The organism is Neobacillus niacini (genome assembly GCF_031456445.1).
GTDB classification, from domain to species: Bacteria; Bacillota; Bacilli; order Bacillales; family Cytobacillaceae; genus Neobacillus; species Neobacillus niacini_I.
Genome location: NZ_JAVDUQ010000044.1, coordinates 25,448 through 42,504, shown reverse-complemented (window position 1 = coordinate 42,504; position 17,057 = coordinate 25,448). Strand labels below are relative to the sequence as shown.

Below are 17,057 nucleotides of genomic sequence, written 5' to 3'. Positions count from 1 at the left end.
GAGACATTAACGCAGGAATCAACCTTAAAAATGAAGCTATAAGACTTCTAACCGCAGGGACTGCGGGGATAGCCTAATCAATAACTGGTGGATACGCCGGTGTTCTTAGGAATCTCCTTCTTCAAACAACCAGTAAGGGTGTTAAAGAGGAGTGGTTCAAGGGGGAACAAAGTGATTATTCTACACGTCAAATCCTAGATATCAAGAGATTGCGTTTTATTTTTATATGAAAAGAATTAGCTTGGAGTTAAAAAACTTGTGGTTTGTCATTTTAAGTCGGAGAAAAAATTAACACTTTATTTTAAGAAATTTTAAAGGTAACATTACACATATCGTTATTTTTATACAAAGAGGGTTATATTTATGAAGGATCAATTAAAAAAAGAATTAGATTCGATACAGCATAGATTATGGGAAATTAGTGATCATTTATACCATCATCCGGAATTAGGAGATCAAGAGTTTGAATCAATGGAGCTCTTAGTCCGATTTCTGGAAGAGCATGGCTTTACCATTGAAAAAGGGATTGTAGGCCGTCCTACAGCCTTTAAAGCGGTGTATGACAGCAAAAAGTCTGGTCCCTCCATCGCCTATTTGTCTGAATATGATGCATTGCCAGGGATCGGACATGGATGCGGCCACAATATGATCGGAACGATGAGCGCGGGGGCTGGCGTTCTTTTAAGTAAAGTGGTCGATGAAATTGGCGGTCGCGTGGTTGTGCTCGGAACACCAGCGGAAGAAACGAACGGGGCAAAGGTTCCAATGGCTGAACAAGGAATATTCGCAGATATAGATGCAGCCATGATCCTCCACCCTGCAGATGAATCGTATGAAAGCGGGAACTCGTTGGCAATGGATGCAATCCAATTTGATTTCCGAGGAAAATCAAGCCATGCTGCGGCATCTCCGGAAAAAGGGATTAATGCCCTTGATGCGGTCATTCAATTATTTAATGGAATCAATGCCCTTCGCCAGCATGTGACTTCTGATGTGCGGATTCACGGGATTATTAAAGAAGGCGGCGTTGCGGCCAACATCGTGCCGGATAAAGCGGTAGCCCAATTCTATGTGCGTGCGGGCAACCGCAGCTATTTAAATGAAGTCGTGGAAAAGGTGAAAAATATCGCTAAGGGTGCTGCGCTAATGACGGGTGCGGAAGTCCATATCGATCATTATGAATTAAGCTATGATAATATGGTCACCAATCAAACCTTGTCACAGCTGTTTTCGCACAACCTTTTATCTGCAGGCATTAAAGAAGTGAAAAAAGCGAAGGAGTCGTATGGTTCGATTGATATGGGAAATGTCAGCCATGTGGTTCCGGCGATTCATCCTTATATCGGTTTAGATTCTCCAGGACTTGTTGCGCATACAACGGAATTTGCGGATAAAACGATTACCGATCATTCTCATCGGATTCTCGCAAGCGGTGCCTTGGCTCTAGCTTATACGGGAGTTGACTTGATTACGAATAAAGAAGCATTTGAAAAAATGAAAAGTGAATTTTTATCCAATCGTAAATAAAGTAAGTGTAAATCCAAGTACCTCTTTTTAATAGGGGTACTTTTTTTGGGTACAATATTAGTATAAAAACTTTGGGTGAATTTTAACTATATAACGTAGTTGTTTTCTGAATATTTTTATATCAGAAAAATATCTTTTCAAATACAAAATTACGTGTTAATATTCATTTTATTGGATAAAAATTCAAATTCGATCGTTATAAAATAATTAATCTTTGTAGGAGGAAACATCATGAAAAAGACTTTATTATTTGCCACGATTATTTTTACATTAGTGATTATGGCAGCTTGCGGTAAGAGCAATAATGAAGGCGCAAATCAAGGAAAAGGAAACAAAGTGTTAACAATGGCAACATCAGCTGATTTTGCTCCATTTGAATCAAGAGATACAGCAGGAAACCCTCAAGGTTTTGATATTGATTTAGCGAATATGATTGCAAAAGAATTAGGATATAAGCTTGAAATTAAGGATATGAAATTTGACGGTTTAATCGGGGCATTACAGTCAAACCGCGCGGATATGGTCCTTGCCGGTATGTCTGCTACCGAAAAACGTAAGAAAAATGTTGATTTCTCAACGGAATATAACCGTTCAGGTGAAATGTTTATTACTTTAAAGGGATCTAATATTAAAACAGTAGATGATCTAAAAGGGAATACGGTTGGTGTTCAGCTTGGAACCATTCAAGAAGAAGGGGCAAAAGCACTTCAGAAAAAGGTTAAATTCGATGTGAAGCCATTGGATAATTCAACGACTTTAATTCAAGAACTGTTATCAAAACGCATTCAGGTTGCTTATTTAGATAAAGCAGTAGCTACTGGGTATATTAAAAAACAAAACCTGGCAGGATTTGATGATCCTACGAGCAGCTCACCAGGAATGGCTGTTGCGTTTCCAAAAGGCAGCAAGCTTGTTGGTGATGTAAATAAGGTTCTAAAAAAATTGGAAGACAACGGTCAGCTTCAAAAGTTGAAAGATAAGTGGTTAAAAGACGAGCAATAATGAACAGAATATATTGAAGTGAGGTGTAAGGCATGAATTTGGATTTTAGCCAAATTGTGCCTTATATTCCTTTTATGCTAAAAGGAATATGGGTTACGCTTAAATTTGTCATTGTAGCGATAATTTTTGGTTTTGCGCTTGGGACTATTTTAGCGCTTTTTAAAATTTCTCATATAAAAGTATTAAACTGGATTGGTGGTATCTATACCTCCATTTTTCGCGGTACACCGTTAATTTTACAATTAATGATTATTTATTTTGCCGTTCCACAATTGACTGGGTATGATATTAAGCCTTTCGCATCATCTATATTAGCATTTGGCTTAAATTCAGCTGCCTATGTTTCAGAAATTATTCGGGCAGGAATACAAGCAGTAGATAAAGGGCAGACAGAGGCTGCGCAAGCACTTGGAGTACCCTATCGGCTGATGATGAAGGACATTATTCTGCCTCAGGCGATGAAAAATATTTTACCAGCACTTATGAATGAATTTGTTTCCCTTACAAAGGAATCAGCACTTGTATCCACGATTGGTTATGTAGATTTGATGAGACGTGCACAGATTGTCGGAGCGGATACCTATCGGAATTTTGAACCATTAATCTTTGTTGGTGTCATCTACTGGGTAATGGTAATGGTGCTGACAACACTTGGCAAGCAGGTTGAAAGAAGGTTGAAATACAGTGATTAAAGTAGAAAACCTTTATAAACAATTTGGCAATATGGAAGTTTTAAAAAATATTTCGACGACAATTGATCGGGGTGAGGTTGTTTCCATTATTGGACCATCCGGATCAGGTAAGTCCACCTTCCTCCGCTGTTTAAACCTGTTGGAAACACCGACAAAGGGTAAAGTGTTGGTGAATAATCAAGATATTACGGACCCAAAAACAAATATCATGAAGGTGCGGCAGCAGATTGGCATGGTATTTCAACACTTTTATTTATTCCCGCATTTGACGGTTTTAGAGAATTTGATGTATGCTCCTATGAAAGTAAAGGGAGAATCCCGTGAGATTGCCGAAACAAAGGCAAAGAAATTGCTAGCTAGCGTGGGACTGACGGAAAAAGCATCAGCCTATCCGGGTAATCTTTCCGGTGGCCAGAAACAGCGTGTGGCAATCGCCCGGGCGCTGGCAATGGAACCGGAGTTAATGTTATTTGATGAGCCAACATCGGCGCTTGACCCGGAAATGGTCAAGGAAGTTCTGAATGTTATGAAGGATCTCGCTGGGTCCGGAATGACGATGGCGATTGTTACCCACGAGATGGGTTTTGCCAAGGAAGTGGCTGACCGGGTCATCTTCCTTGATGAAGGGCAGCTTCTGGAAGAAGGCCCCCCACAAGAGTTTTTTAGTCATCCGAAAACAACGAGAGCACGGGACTTTTTAGAAAAGGTCTTATAGGGTCCCACCATGATAGGACCCCTTCATCAGAAATCAATAAATTCATAACAAAAAGCGAATAAAAAAGCAGTACCACCGCTATAAAGTGGTGGTACTGCCATATTGAGTGACAAGTGTTTTGTTAATTAGAACGTACTTGCTACTTTAACAGCCTTTTCAAGTCCTGATGCAATAATTTCTTCTGTTCTATCTGGGAATTTGTTGTGACCTTCAATCACTACTTTCTCTATATCTTTTGCACCGAAGAAGCCCATCATATTTGCTACATATTTAACAGCCATTTCCATTTCAGCTGCTGGTCCTTCAGAATATACACCGCCACTTGCGTTTAATAATGCAATTTTCTTATTTCCAATAAGACCTACTGGACCTTCTGGCGTATATTTAAATGTTTTGCCCGCGCGGTTTAAGTAATCAATATATGTGTGTAGTACAGCTGGGATTGTTAAATTCCATAACGGGAAACCAAATACAACTTTATCAGCTGCAAGGAATTGATCTAAATATTTATCACCAACAGCTACTGCTTTTGCTTCCTTTTCTGTTAAATCAAGTCCCCTACTAGCCTTAAAAGTGCCGTTAATCATGTCTACTCCTACATATGGCAATTCTTCATTATATAAATCAAGTTCTACCACTGTATCACTTAGATGTGATTCTTTATAACTCGCTAAAAAAGCCTCATATAATTTCACACTAACCGCTTGATCTGCTGGGCGGTTGTTTGCTTTTACAAATAAAACTGTTGTCATTCTCAGTTCCTCCTAGTTCTTTCAAAAACGCAAGAATATAGTCAATTTGATTGACTATATTCCATACAGTACAATAAGATTTAATTATAGTCAACTTAATTGACTTTATTTAAGGAGGTTTTATGTATGAATCATCAAGTATTTAGTGAATTAGATCTTACATCACTTTTGTCATTATCCTTTAGTGCATTGATTGATGAACTACATGACAGATTGAGTGAATTGGGGTTTGGAGATATTAGACCTGCACATGGTTTTATGTTTAAACATATCATTCCTAATGGAGCAACAGGTATAGAACTAGCTGAACACTTAGGAATTACAAAGCAAGCTGTGAGTAAAATGGTGGATTATCTTGAGAAAAGTGATTATGTAATACGGCAAACTCATCCCACTGATAAGAGAGGGAAAATTATTGTTTTGACCGAACGTGGCTGGCTAGTAATGAAAGCAAAAGAGGAGATAATAGCTGAGATAGAACAGCGCTGGATTGAAAACATAGGTACAGAACGAATGCAAAAGCTCAAAGAAGACTTAACAAAATTAGTTTATGAAGCAAATGAAGGTAACTTATCATCGAGGTTAAAACCTGTCTGGTAAATATAGAGTTTATGAAGGGATTAACCGTACGCCCATTAACTTAAGAAACAGATAATCCCCCAAACGATAAAAGTAAGCATTTTCTATCCAAATGGAAACAAAATTTTCGTTTTGGGGGTATTTAATTACTTTACCTTATAAAAAAGAAAACAACACAATTCGCGTGATTGTGTTGTTTTTTATGTTTTAAAGCCAGCCCTCATTCTTGAGCTCGCTCATATTGTGTAGACTTATTTTTTGGTAGATTGGAAAAATATTCAAATAAATGTGTAATGTACTTTGAAAGTTCAAAACCCTCTTCATTTGCAAAATCGGATAGCAACAACTTATTCTCCTCCATCACCATTTCCCCCCAATTATTGTCCTATCCTCATTCTTTCCAAACTATTATTCTCTTATACAACTGATAACTCCTACCGCTAAAGCAGTGGGGTTCTAGGGTATAGTGGCATAACTTTCCTAGTACACTTCTCAACGATACCCTTATCTTTCCTTGCGGATAGAGTTTCTACCGAAGCACTGGTGTACGTTCTCCTAGAACATTAACGGACTTGCGTATGCAAGACACTTCGCCAAGCAAGCCCGTTTGGACTCCTTGTATGTTTATCGTTCCGCTTCTCTTGGGCGTTATCACGACCAATCAGGTTTGTGTTTATGCAACAAACCAACGCAATGTTTCACTTGCTGATTCTTTTAGTCTTACAATCTCACGATTATGCAATTGAACGAAGTTATTCCAATGTTCGTTACATAAATCCACATCAACGGAGTTTAGTGTTTCAGTCGTGTTTCCGATTAAAAAAGCACTATATAAATCACGTTGGATACGAAACTTTCCAAAATTATTCCACCGTTCCGAGAGCTGTTTCTTTGTGTATGTACCGGTTAAGTGATTGAATTGGCTTGCTTTTGTAGCATAGGTATCTATTTTCTTGAGGGACCTTCCTTGATAACCAAGCTTTCGGTCAATGATGGTTAGGAGCATGGCAGGGGCATGACGAAAGATTGATTTACCAAACCGCTTCTTACGGTTAATCTTTCCATTCTTCTTGTTACGAGTGGTTTTCTTTGTTCGCTTTTGAAGTGACTGAAATCTCATCGTTTCTACTCTTACGTCAGAACCTAGTGCAAGGATATCATTTGCTAGCTTCTCATGCGAAATTTTCCTCTTGGCAGCGATTTTTCGATATAGCTCTTTGCGGATCTTTCGAAGCTTCTTGTATCGCTTGGAGTAATTCCATTCTAAGCGGCCTTTTTTAATTGTTCCATCTTCTTTAAAATTGTCGGAGTTAGTCGCTTGTTTAGAACGATCCATCGCACGCTGAAAACGTCTTAATCTGGGTTCATCGATACTACACTCTGGTGCAAGTTCACGAAGTTCAACGGTAAGGTCGCTGAAAATGGCAATGGTAGATGGACCGATGTCAAGTCCTACACGTTTGTTTTCATCGTTCGAAACTTTTCGATTTCGTTTGGTTGGCGGATACCCTTCTTGAATGAGCTGTATAAAATAGCGCACCTTTCCACGAACTTCACGCCTTAGGATACGTACATACTTTGTCTTATCCATTAAGGCTAAGTGCGCATATTCATCATTGGTTTTCGGTGCAATTGGCATACACAACCAATTCTTAGGGTTTGGACGTTTCTTTGTTGGCTTGTCGCCCCAAAGAATATGGCCGTCTATATAGCGCAAGCCCGTATGATTTGATTTGTTTTCGACGGAGATATCATCATCAAAGGCTTTGAAGTGTATTTTTCGAGCCTTGCCAAAATGAAGTTTCTCTACAGCTTGAAACGCTCTTGTCGCAAGTTTTTGTGCTTCGAAGCTCCCGATATTTCCCTTAAATTTGTGTTGAACTAATTTCACAAATTCTTGCAAACCATATTCAGAAAAGCCGTAGGCTAAACGTATCTCTGAAAGTCGATGATCACGTTCTTTGGTCTTTAGTTCCTTCAGCAAAGCACGATATTCTTTATCAATTTTCACAGACCTATGGCGTTTACGAGCTTCACCTAGACAAGAATTGTAGACCGTACGAGCAATCTTAAATTTCTTTTCTAATCGGTGTTTTTGCCAAGCAGGAATATTGAGCGGGAACTCGATTGTATAGGTGGGAGTACATTTTCTTGCCATCGTTTTCACCTCCTTTCTAGTTCCGCTTTTTCATTTTCGACGTATTGCTTAATCGTTTGACTCGAAACATTGCCAGCGGTTGATACGAAATAAGAACGAGTCCACAAACTCAGCAAGTGTTGAAGATGCGGAAATTCTTCCCGCAACTGTTTAGATGTCACTCCTTTAATTCTTGCCATAATGTTTGCAGGGCTTAGTGTTGGTAGTGAATGGAGAAACATGTGTGCATGATCTTTGCCGCACTCTAAAGCGATAACTTCAATGTTAAGCGATTCGCATATTTTATGTATCAGTTCTTTAAACCTTTTCTCTTCCTTTTAATCGAGAAAAATTTTATTTTATATCGGGGACAGAAAACAAAATGTTAGTTAATTAGTGATATGGTAGTGCTTGTTCGTCTATTCAAAGAATAACTTATAAACACATTATAGTACAAATGTTCGTATTTTTCAATTGCAAGATATAGCGATATTTTCAAATGCTTAAAGTACCACAAGCCTTTCGGTTTTAAGTGGTACTCCGCATTTGACCTCACTATCATCTCATGTCTTAAGACGGGTTATCGCCCATCATGGGCTTTCCCGTTCGGAAAATTTGTAATTTAAAAAAATAATAAAGGGTGGCGCCTGTCACTCCGCAACTAGGATGCTTTTTGTTTTACTGTGGATCGTCTCTTAGAAGGACGATTGATCAGATAGATGCTTAATAGGATAAGTGCTGCCCCTTTTAGGAGGGAGTAAGTAAAGGGTTCGTTTAAGAAAAAGGTTCCAATGGCTACGGAGATAGCGGGTACTAGAAAGGTGAAGGCTGCTACTTTGCTTGATTCACCTGTGTTCATCAGTTTGAAATAGACTGCGGTGGCTGCAGCCATTGCAAAAACGGCACTGAATAGCAGGCAAGACAAATAAGGGATATTCCAGACGATCATGGATGGATTCTCGATTCCAACACCTGTACCTGTTAAAATGAAACCTCCGATTATTCCTTGGATCGCAACCACCCATAGGCCGTGCACCCGAGTGCTGGTTTTCTTCACATACACGACACTAAGTGCCCAGCCAGTGCCGGTTACTAAGGCCAAAGAAATCCCAAGAAAGGAGATGTCCCCTGTAACACCGCCTAATGAAATGACAGCAACGCCTAGAAAACCAAGAATGAGACCAACTACTTTCATACTAGATAATGGCTCTTTCAGCCACATCCAGGAAAATACAGCAACAAGAACAGGTTGTAAATAAACAATGACTGAAAATAAGCCTTAGGGCAAATACTGAAGCCCAACCGTCTGGACCCCATTGAAGATAACGGTATTCAAAAGGGCAACCATTAAATAGATGTACCAGTTTTTCCGCCATTGAATTTATTCCACTGCGGCAATAGGACAAGTGCTAAGAGAATACCTCCTAATAGTGTGCGCATCCCTGCATATAAAAGTGGAGGCGTGTACGGTAAGGCATATTTGCTAACTGGCCAGTTCATTCCCCATATGATTACAACAAAGGAAATGGAAAGAGCGGTTTTTTTTCGGGAAGGCTTATGCATCTTTTGTGATTTCCTCCTTGTTATCTTATAATAGTAAAAGCCGTTTTTCCTGCATGAAATGAATGTAGGAAAAGCGGCTTTTGATCAGATTAAGCTTACTAGTTTTTTTAAACCACTTTTTTCATATTAGAATTAGTAGTAGGTCCGTTCTTCACAAACAAACTGCCAACGCCATATAAAATGACTGCAGTAACAAGACCAACGACTGCAACTGAAAGATGTTGTGCAAAGAAGTCACAGTATAAGGAGATAGCGGCGGACAAAATCCAAACAATAAATGCCATTGGTCTCCAGTTGACTAAATTAGCGGATTCATTCTTACGTAAGACTAAACGGTCCATAATGATGATAGCACCAATTGGCGGAATGATCACTCCAAGAAGAACAAGCCAATTGAAAAAGTGATTATAGATTCCGGATACAGCCACGACAAGCCCGACAACACCGATGATAAGAGTGATAGGTCTCATTTTTTTACCCGCCATATGTGAACAGCCGACAGCACCATTATACAAGCAGTGTGTACCTACAGATCCTAAATTGATAAAGTCAAACAGAATCGATAAAATCGTTAGCAATGAACCATGTCCGGCTAATACGGACATGAAATCTCCACCGGTTGAAGTAGGATTTGGAATAACGCCCGTTGCTACAACAATTCCCCCGACAACCTGCAATAAAGTTTCTAACTGGAAAAGCGAAAATAGTGGATAATAGCCCTTGACGGCCATTTTTCGCCTAACGAGTAAAATCGGCTGTCATGGTGCCGGAGTCTGCAAATCCAGCGAAGACTAAAGTAACGGCTGCTCCAAAAGACATAGCCCCTGTGACGTGCGGATGGTAATTGAAAATATCCGAATTTCAGGATAACAAAAAGTTGAGCCTCCTTAAATAGCATAGTGTGGAACAATTTTGTGAAACAAGAAAATTCGGGTGATACCACCCGAATTTTGTCGAATTTACGCTGTTGCTTTACGCTTTTTCCCAAGTACATTCACGACGATGACGCCGGAGATGGCGATAATGCCGCCGAGGATGGTTAGAGTGCTCGGCCATTCTTTCAGCCAGATCCATGCGACGATGAGAACGACTACTGGTTCGATATAGAGCATGCTGGTAACGGAGCCGGCTTTTCCTGCTGAGAGTGCGAGGGCCCAGGTGACGTAACCGATGGCAGTAGGGAAAATCCCGATATAAATGGCTGATAAATTGGCCTCTACCGATGCTTGTTGAATGCCGTGAAAAAGACCTGGAAGGAACAATAGAAAGGGTATCGTTGCAGCCCAAGAAAAATAAGCTGTCAATTCAATCGAGCTGTACCGGCGTAATAGCGGCTTTTGAAATGCAAATAATACGGAAGTTGCTACCGCGGCCATGAGGATTAAAAAGGCACCTTTTGAAATGCTTTGGGAAGGACCGGTTGTTCCGATGGAAACCAATGCAATTCCAATAAAGCCAATGGCAAGCCCTATCCAGCCAGCAGCTCCTAGACGCTCTTTTAGGACAAAAACGGCAATAAGTGCCGTAAAAATAGGTGCAGATGCAACAAGCATTCCGGCGGTACCTGCAGAAACGGTTTGTTCACCGAATGTAACTCCTATGTGATAGATACTAATTCCAACCCATCCAAGTAATAAGATTCTTAAAAGATCTTCTTTTTTGGGCAGTCGAAATTTAACACCAGGAAGCAGCGCATAGATCGCAAATAACCCAGAGGCGATTAAATACCGAATCAGAACTAAATGACCTGCAGTATAGCCACCGTGAAGTCCGGCTCGAATGGCAGGGAATGTTGACCCCCAGATAATGACAGTAATTGAGGCTAAAATGAAAGCCCTGGTGTTCATATCTCTCTCCCCCAATACATACATAGTCACAAGGTTATCATGGAAACTGAATTGCGGCAATATTGGAGCAATGGGGGTTGGCGGGGAATTAACCATTACTGTACGGAAAAATGATAGATATGGAGAAATTATAGTAGTAGAAACGGGGATTGGAATGTCTGTTGAAGAATTAGAAAATTTCGCGTGTTTACGAGTATGTATACATGTCTACTTTTTGTAAACAATTGTAGACAAATACGTTTACTTGTTTACAAAATAGTTTACATGGCTGTTTAACGGGATGTGTACAGATTTGTCATCGTTATTTACATGATATTCATATTGTCGAAACGGTCATTGAAGCAATGGACTGGTGAATATCTCCTTTAAGTCCTACATCCTTCTTTGGGAGGAGAAAAATAGTGAATACTAAAACAATAAGTTTTAAAAAGAAGATGTGTGAGACTGTCTTTTTACAATGAGAGATTCATATGTTTACAAAAATGTTTACAAGTTTACTAAATGTAAACAATTGTATACGAATTTGTAAACATGTAAACAAATACGTAAACATGGCTATTTAACAGCATGTATACGTATTTGTCATCGTTGTTTACGAAAATGTATACAAATAGGATGAAGTTTACGGGATGTTTACAGGTTTACAGTTTTGTTTCTTTTCTAGGGATGCCATTGAAGAATCTATTAATCCTCGGTACCCTTAAAGTAGGCAAACCTGAAATACATACTATAAAATATGATTATATTCACTTAAAAGGAGAGATCGACGGATGACGAATTCTAGAATTGCGGCTGTGGATGTAGGAAATGATTCAATTAAGGCTATTTTTGGGGAAGTAGACTATCAATTAACAATTCCGAACATTATCGCCAGAGACACGGAAGACCGCCCGGTTATTGGGATTGAAGAATTAGATACTAAAAACCCTCTTGATGGGATTCATATCAAGGTTCATTCCCCTGCTTTAAAAGAGAATAATGCCATTTATCGAATCGGCAATTTAGCAACGAAAAGCAATAACGCTGCAGAACTAGATCCAGGCAGCAGTAAATCAGAAGAGGACCAAACATTAGTCATGCTGTTTGCTACTCTTGCTTTAGATGCGGTAAGAGCGGAAAATGAAAAGTTTTTCCCACGCATGAAAAATGTGATTGACGCAAACTACACTCTTGGAACAGGTCTCCCCCTTCGCGAGGTGAAAGAAGGCAAGGATGTGGGCTACCGCTCGAAATTGATTGGTTCCGTCCATCAAGTAGAATTCTTGGTTACACCTAAATATCAGGGCTTAAAGGTAAATATTAAATTTAATGAAGTAAAGGTTTATCCTGAAGGCTTTGCTGCCTTTATTAACCTTGTCATGGATAATAATTTAAAAATTATCAATAAGGATTTAATTGATAAACGAATCTTAATCCAAGATATCGGGGGATTATCGACAGATATCGCTGTGATCAAGAACCGCAATGTCGATGATGATAAGGCACAGGGCTTTAACCTCGGTGTGTCGGAATCATTAGAGGCGATTCGCGAGGAAATTCGGACGAAACATGGCGTGGAGTTAGACAGTCGCCGTGATGTGGTTGAAATTATTACAAGAAAAAATGACCGCAACCACATTATGGTAAAGGGAAGCAGGACAAGTGTTCATGATATCACAGACCGCATCCTTGTCGAATTAGCGAAAAAGCAATACCGCTTATTGCGCAACGTATGGCAAAGGAATTCCCAAACCGAAATCTGTTATTTTGTTGGTGGCGGATCGATTGTTTTAAAGGAATATATTAAAACCTTAAATAATCATTTGGATGGCTATAATATTGAATTTTTTGAAGATGAGAAAGAAAGCATTTGGATGATGGCGAATGCTTATTATAAGCTAATCACTGATTTCGTGAAAAAAACTGAAAAGCCAAAAGTGGTTCAAGAACCTGTTAAAAAAGGCTGAAATAGGGTGATCCTATGAATAAGTCCTCCTCAAGTGAAATTAAGCGGGGCCAGGCAATCTCTTTTCGTCTTCCTTCTGACACACCCGACCATTTAGTAAAGCAGCTGCAATTACTAAAGGAAACTGAGAGAAGAAATTTTTCTAGTAAAATTGCTGATTTTGTTATGCAGGGTGTTGCAAGCGCATATGCAAGGGAGAAGGAAACCATTACGATTCCCCTTCCCCATAAATTGAGTAAATCACAGCGGGATTGGCTGAAGCATGAGCATTCGCTTGCATTGCTGGGAAGTATCCTCCATCATTTGTTGTCCGACCCAGTGCGGTCAACTGCATTGCTTGCTTCGTTAAATAGCAGTTCACTGGATATTGATGAGGCGTTGTATCTGCAAGAAGAACCTGAAGAGGCTCCTTTCCCTGTCATCTCAGAGCTTGGAGCAATGAAAGAAACAGCCGCAGCCGTAGAGGATGATCTAAGCGCATTTGAGTGGGAAACGGCATCGCAAGGCGGGCAGCGCGGCCTCGAGGAAAAACCGGAAGAAGAAACAGAAAGCAGTCTTGATGACTTGCTCGGGGATTTCCTTGCCAGCATGAATAAATAATTCGACAAAATTCCGATGGTGCCTGTCGCCATCCGAATTTTGTCAATAAATATCAATTTCCAGTTGACGTTTATTGGCATGTTCTTTATGATTATGGAAGAATTGTATACTCGTATTGGGCGAGAGAGGTTCATAGCAGAAACCCTCTATAAAAAACTATGGTTACATGACGATTAAGCCATGTCCATATGGGACATGGCTTTTTTAGGCTGATAGGAAAGTATAACCTTCCTACCAGGAGTAAGTGCAACTACGCCTCTGTCTTCGCCCTTAGGGGCTCGCCAGTCGGCGAGTTTTCTTTATATTGATATTTTTACAGGAGGTCTTTTTATGTCTGGCAGAAACCATGAAGAAGGTTTAAAGGATTTGACTTTATTAGGAAATCAGAATACACAGTATTCGTTTGAATATGCACCAGAGGTATTAGAGGCGGTTGATAATCTCCATTCCAATCGCGATTATTTTGTAAAATTTAATTGCCCGGAGTTCACGAGTCTTTGTCCATTAACAAAGCAACCCGATTTTGCAACCATGTATATTTCTTACATTCCTGATAAAAAAATTGTCGAAAGCAAATCGCTGAAGTTATATCTTTTCAGTTTCCGTAACCACGGTGATTTCCATGAGGATTGTGTCAATATTATTATGAATGACTTAATTAAGTTGCTTGATCCGCGTTATATCGAGGTTTGGGGGAAATTTACACCGCGCGGCGGCATTTCGATTGACCCATGGTGCAACTACGGTAAACCAGGAACGAAATATGAAGAAATGGCCCAGTTCCGCTTAATGAATCACGACCTTTATCCAGAGAAAGTCGATAATCGATAAGAGCAGCCATTCATTTTTACGATGAACTGCATATAGCAGCAATATCCTAAATCAACAAAAGCCTTGGCAATTGAAACTGCCAGGGCTTTTGTTTTTTTAAAAGCTCATTTCTAATAGGTTGTTGCTATTTTTGATTCGCTAATAAAACCCTTCAATTCGCCAATAACGAACCTTAATTCGCTAATAACCTTATCATATTCGCTAATAAGTGTAATTTTATACTTCGAATTAGCGCTTAAAGAGTATAAAACATGGGTAAAAACAACAATGTTTACGAAAACAGCCTTTCTAAAAAGCGAAATTCATATGCAATTATTGTCTCTGCCATTTTTATTGGAATTGTTGTTGTAAAGTATTTTATAATGGATAAATAATCTAATTAATACAAATAACAGATAAAATCAATGCTGATTTGAGATGAACGGTGGTTAGTACTGTGGAATTAAGGCAAATACAATATTTTATCGAGGTGGCAAAGCGTGAACATGTGACAGAGGCTGCACAGAATTTAAATGTCGCACAGTCCGCGATAAGCCGGCAAATTGTTAATTTAGAATCGGAGCTTGGAGTGGACTTATTTTTCCGTGAAGGCAGGAGTGTACGATTAACGCCAATCGGGAAAATCTTTCTTGACCATATGGAACAGGCAGTAAAGGTCATTGAAAATGGACTGAGAGAGGTTGAAGAGTATCTTGATCCGGAACACGGGGTCATTCGAATTGGTTTTCCTAGCAGCCTTGCTGCCCATACACTTCCAACCGCTATTTCGGCTTTTCGTGAACGCTATCCACAAGTGAAATTTCACCTGCGGCAAGGCTCCTACCATTCTTTAATTAGTGGGGTGATAAAAGGAGATTTTGATATGGCATTGATTGGTCCGGTGCCGAAACTGGAGACGAAGGTGCAAGGAAGTATTTTATTCATGGATAGTATTGTGGCCTTGCTGCCAAATGATCATCATCTTGCAAAGCAGCGCACACTGAAGCTAAGTCAACTAAGAGAAGAACCGTTTATTTTGTTTCCACAGGGTTTTATTTTACATGAGATTATCGTCAATGCCTGCAAGCAACTTGGCTTTGAGCCAAAGGTGTCGTTTGAAGGAGAGGATATTGATGCGATTAAAGGCTTAGTTGCTGCAGGCTTGGGAGTGACGATGATTCCTGAAATCACACTGGTGGACAGCCTGCCGCGCGGGACCGTTAAAATTCCTGTGATTGAGCCGACTGTGACGCGTACCGTTGGGGTTATCATTCCCCGTGACCGCGAATTACTTCCTACAGAGAAGTTGTTTTATGAGTTTTTAAAAGAATTTTTCTCAATGCTTGAAGGGTATCAAAACTAAAAAGGACCCAGACCAAAATTTTGGCCAGGATCCCTTCAACTTATATAAGCTGGTGCTTTGTTTCTTTTGTTTTCCCTCCATTAGTGGACGATAAGCGGTTTCTTCCGAGCTGTTTGGACTGAAGCAGCAATTGATCGGCATGCACATATCCTTTTTCCATTGATACCCTTTCATTTACTTTAAAAAAGTACAGTCCGAAAGAGGAAGTATAGTGAATCGTGGCCGTTTCTCCTTTAAACTCAACATGAACTGCACTAGTTTCAAGGCTCTGCAGGATGGTTTCAATTAAAGCGGCACATTGTTCAAAATGCCGGTGCCGTAGAAACAGCGTAAATTCTTCTCCCCCGCTTCGAAACAAATAATCATCCATCAATAGATAGCTTTTTAAAGTGGCTGCAAAATGCTGGATGACCTGGTCACCAACAGCATGGTTATAGTTATCATTAATTTGTTTAAACTTATCAATATCGGCGACAACAATTCCGAGGTATTCCCCGGTTTGATTCAATTCTTCCATTTTCTTATCCATAAAAGCCCGGTTATTCACTCCGGTTAAAAAGTCGGTATAGGCCATTTGCTCAAATTTATCCCGTTCAATCTTATTTTGAATATGCTGCGATTTTGAAACGAAGGAATGGCTGACAAGATAATTAAGAATAAACAGGCTGATCAGCATCTCCCATTTTTGTTCCTGAAGAAAAAGATATAATAGACCGTTTGTGAACGATAATTTCCCCATATCCAACACACTTCGGCTTTTTATAAAATCAATTGCTTCCTTACGGGTTTTTATATCTCCCAGGTAATAGAAGATTAAAATAAGATAAAGATCAGACAGCACTGAGGTAACCGTCACCAGTAAAAACATCAAAATCCAAAAGCCAAAAGGGATTCCTTGAAATTTTGGATATAAATAATGAAACAAATAAAAGGCAATCGAGTTGTTTAATGCAAAAGCACCGATATTGTAAAATGTATGGGTGAACTCCCTGGGATCGGCTGTTTTGTTCATTTTTTTATTGAAAAAGACAATAAAACGGTAAAGGGTCTCAAAAATAAATAAGCCTAATGGGCCAGTAAATAATCCAATCGATAAGCTATAGGAAATTCCATAATCAACGGATGTACTCCCATTTTTGCTTGTAATCCGCAGGCGGTAATAGAGACAGGAAAATAACAAATATAAAAGGCAAGCTTTCATATAGAGATTATTTTCGATCCTAATAGGACCAGAACCATAAGCGAGAGCTAGTGAAGCAAGAAAAAGTAAAAACGTAAAGATATTGGCTTTTAACATTGTCATTTGCTTCCCCTTCCCCAGACTATATCTATCATTTTATCTTAAATCTCCTAATGATGCATAAATATTTTCTGATAAATCAAACTTGCAATATATGGAATATATCCAAAAGCCATTCATATACATTGACGGTGCGCTCACTTCAGAATATTGTGCATTATTTATTTTAAAGGGTTTTCCTAAATAATTACAATTCCATTTTGGTTAAATTACTTTATAATAATG

General features: G+C 39.3%; 15 protein-coding genes and 2 pseudogenes. 9 read left to right on the top strand and 8 right to left on the bottom strand.

The genetic code is table 11. The annotated features are described in order from the left end of the window. Positions 1 to 363 precede the first annotated feature (363 nt). From J2Y67_RS24880 to J2Y67_RS24865, 4 genes are all read left to right on the top strand, one after another. Positions 364 to 1,527 (top strand): M20 family metallopeptidase, encoded by a 1,164-nt coding sequence (locus tag J2Y67_RS24880; RefSeq protein WP_310178400.1) that lies wholly within the window; start codon positions 364 to 366, stop codon positions 1,525 to 1,527. A gap of 231 nt (positions 1,528 to 1,758) precedes the next feature. Further along, positions 1,759 to 2,529 (top strand): ABC transporter substrate-binding protein, encoded by a 771-nt coding sequence (locus J2Y67_RS24875; RefSeq protein WP_310178399.1) that lies wholly within the window; start codon positions 1,759 to 1,761, stop codon positions 2,527 to 2,529. A gap of 32 nt (positions 2,530 to 2,561) precedes the next feature. Next, complete coding sequence (locus J2Y67_RS24870; protein ID WP_310178398.1) at positions 2,562 to 3,221, top strand: amino acid ABC transporter permease; 660 nt, start codon at positions 2,562 to 2,564, stop codon at positions 3,219 to 3,221. Continuing rightward, the gene (locus J2Y67_RS24865; protein ID WP_310178397.1) at positions 3,214 to 3,936 is read left to right on the top strand and encodes an amino acid ABC transporter ATP-binding protein; all 723 of its coding nucleotides are present in this window, start codon (positions 3,214 to 3,216) and stop codon (positions 3,934 to 3,936) included. The genes J2Y67_RS24870 and J2Y67_RS24865 overlap by 8 nt, the downstream gene beginning before the upstream one ends. Positions 3,937 to 4,061: 125 nt before the next feature. Here J2Y67_RS24865 and J2Y67_RS24860 read toward each other — a convergent pair whose 3' ends face one another. Next, positions 4,062 to 4,688: an FMN-dependent NADH-azoreductase gene (locus J2Y67_RS24860; RefSeq protein WP_310178395.1), complete on the bottom strand. Its 627-nt coding sequence runs from the start codon at positions 4,686 to 4,688 to the stop codon at positions 4,062 to 4,064. A 126-nt stretch (positions 4,689 to 4,814) separates the two neighbouring features. Between J2Y67_RS24860 and J2Y67_RS24855 the strand changes: the two genes are divergently transcribed. Further along, positions 4,815 to 5,288: a MarR family winged helix-turn-helix transcriptional regulator gene (locus J2Y67_RS24855; protein WP_310178393.1), complete on the top strand. Its 474-nt coding sequence runs from the start codon at positions 4,815 to 4,817 to the stop codon at positions 5,286 to 5,288. 199 nt (positions 5,289 to 5,487) lie between these two features. On the opposite strand, the gene J2Y67_RS24850 is transcribed toward J2Y67_RS24855, so the two are convergent. The 6 genes and pseudogenes from J2Y67_RS24850 to J2Y67_RS24825 all read right to left on the bottom strand — a co-directional run bounded on the left by J2Y67_RS24850 (position 5,488) and on the right by J2Y67_RS24825 (position 10,814). Continuing rightward, entirely contained in the window at positions 5,488 to 5,628 is a 141-nt protein-coding gene (locus J2Y67_RS24850) for a hypothetical protein (RefSeq protein ID WP_310178392.1), read from the bottom strand. Between the two features lie 312 nt (positions 5,629 to 5,940). Then, positions 5,941 to 7,425 carry a transposase gene (locus tag J2Y67_RS24845; RefSeq protein ID WP_310178390.1) on the bottom strand — a complete coding sequence of 495 codons (1,485 nt, stop codon included), beginning with the start codon at positions 7,423 to 7,425 and terminating at the stop codon, positions 5,941 to 5,943. 5 nt (positions 7,426 to 7,430) lie between these two features. Continuing rightward, positions 7,431 to 7,831 (bottom strand): annotated as a pseudogene (gene tnpA, locus J2Y67_RS24840) (IS200/IS605 family transposase). 234 nt (positions 7,832 to 8,065) lie between these two features. Next, a pseudogene (locus J2Y67_RS24835) lies at positions 8,066 to 8,967 on the bottom strand (DMT family transporter). Positions 8,968 to 9,074: 107 nt separating this feature from the next. Further along, positions 9,075 to 9,698 carry an SLC5/6 family protein gene (locus J2Y67_RS24830; protein ID WP_310178388.1) on the bottom strand — a complete coding sequence of 208 codons (624 nt, stop codon included), beginning with the start codon at positions 9,696 to 9,698 and terminating at the stop codon, positions 9,075 to 9,077. A 228-nt stretch (positions 9,699 to 9,926) separates the two neighbouring features. Continuing rightward, positions 9,927 to 10,814, bottom strand: a complete 888-nt coding sequence (locus tag J2Y67_RS24825; protein ID WP_310178385.1) for a DMT family transporter — start codon at positions 10,812 to 10,814, stop codon at positions 9,927 to 9,929. A gap of 770 nt (positions 10,815 to 11,584) precedes the next feature. Here J2Y67_RS24825 and J2Y67_RS24820 point away from each other — a divergent pair. The 4 genes from J2Y67_RS24820 to J2Y67_RS24805 all read left to right on the top strand — a co-directional run bounded on the left by J2Y67_RS24820 (position 11,585) and on the right by J2Y67_RS24805 (position 15,532). Then, positions 11,585 to 12,760, top strand: coding sequence for a ParM/StbA family protein (locus tag J2Y67_RS24820; protein ID WP_310178382.1), 1,176 nt, complete (start codon positions 11,585 to 11,587; stop codon positions 12,758 to 12,760). Between the two features lie 14 nt (positions 12,761 to 12,774). Continuing rightward, complete coding sequence (locus J2Y67_RS24815; protein ID WP_310178381.1) at positions 12,775 to 13,359, top strand: hypothetical protein; 585 nt, start codon at positions 12,775 to 12,777, stop codon at positions 13,357 to 13,359. Between the two features lie 330 nt (positions 13,360 to 13,689). Then, positions 13,690 to 14,190, top strand: coding sequence for a preQ(1) synthase (gene queF, locus J2Y67_RS24810; RefSeq protein WP_310178380.1), 501 nt, complete (start codon positions 13,690 to 13,692; stop codon positions 14,188 to 14,190). 436 nt (positions 14,191 to 14,626) lie between these two features. After that, complete coding sequence (locus tag J2Y67_RS24805; RefSeq protein ID WP_310178379.1) at positions 14,627 to 15,532, top strand: LysR family transcriptional regulator; 906 nt, start codon at positions 14,627 to 14,629, stop codon at positions 15,530 to 15,532. A gap of 40 nt (positions 15,533 to 15,572) precedes the next feature. On the opposite strand, the gene J2Y67_RS24800 is transcribed toward J2Y67_RS24805, so the two are convergent. After that, positions 15,573 to 16,829: a GGDEF domain-containing protein gene (locus J2Y67_RS24800; protein ID WP_310178402.1), complete on the bottom strand. Its 1,257-nt coding sequence runs from the start codon at positions 16,827 to 16,829 to the stop codon at positions 15,573 to 15,575. Positions 16,830 to 17,057 lie beyond the last annotated feature (228 nt).

Coding starts and splice junctions, on each gene's coding strand:
- J2Y67_RS24850 (WP_310178392.1), bottom strand. CDS start 5,628: ATGGAGGAGAATAAGTTGTTGCTATCCGATTTTGCAAATGAAGAGGGT.
- J2Y67_RS24830 (WP_310178388.1), bottom strand. CDS start 9,698: ATGGCCGTCAAGGGCTATTATCCACTATTTTCGCTTTTCCAGTTAGAA.
- J2Y67_RS24815 (WP_310178381.1), top strand. CDS start 12,775: ATGAATAAGTCCTCCTCAAGTGAAATTAAGCGGGGCCAGGCAATCTCT.
- J2Y67_RS24820 (WP_310178382.1), top strand. CDS start 11,585: ATGACGAATTCTAGAATTGCGGCTGTGGATGTAGGAAATGATTCAATT.
- J2Y67_RS24800 (WP_310178402.1), bottom strand. CDS start 16,829: ATGTTAAAAGCCAATATCTTTACGTTTTTACTTTTTCTTGCTTCACTA.
- J2Y67_RS24880 (WP_310178400.1), top strand. CDS start 364: ATGAAGGATCAATTAAAAAAAGAATTAGATTCGATACAGCATAGATTA.
- J2Y67_RS24860 (WP_310178395.1), bottom strand. CDS start 4,688: ATGACAACAGTTTTATTTGTAAAAGCAAACAACCGCCCAGCAGATCAA.
- J2Y67_RS24855 (WP_310178393.1), top strand. CDS start 4,815: ATGAATCATCAAGTATTTAGTGAATTAGATCTTACATCACTTTTGTCA.
- J2Y67_RS24875 (WP_310178399.1), top strand. CDS start 1,759: ATGAAAAAGACTTTATTATTTGCCACGATTATTTTTACATTAGTGATT.
- queF (WP_310178380.1), top strand. CDS start 13,690: ATGTCTGGCAGAAACCATGAAGAAGGTTTAAAGGATTTGACTTTATTA.
- J2Y67_RS24870 (WP_310178398.1), top strand. CDS start 2,562: ATGAATTTGGATTTTAGCCAAATTGTGCCTTATATTCCTTTTATGCTA.
- J2Y67_RS24845 (WP_310178390.1), bottom strand. CDS start 7,425: ATGGCAAGAAAATGTACTCCCACCTATACAATCGAGTTCCCGCTCAAT.
- J2Y67_RS24825 (WP_310178385.1), bottom strand. CDS start 10,814: ATGAACACCAGGGCTTTCATTTTAGCCTCAATTACTGTCATTATCTGG.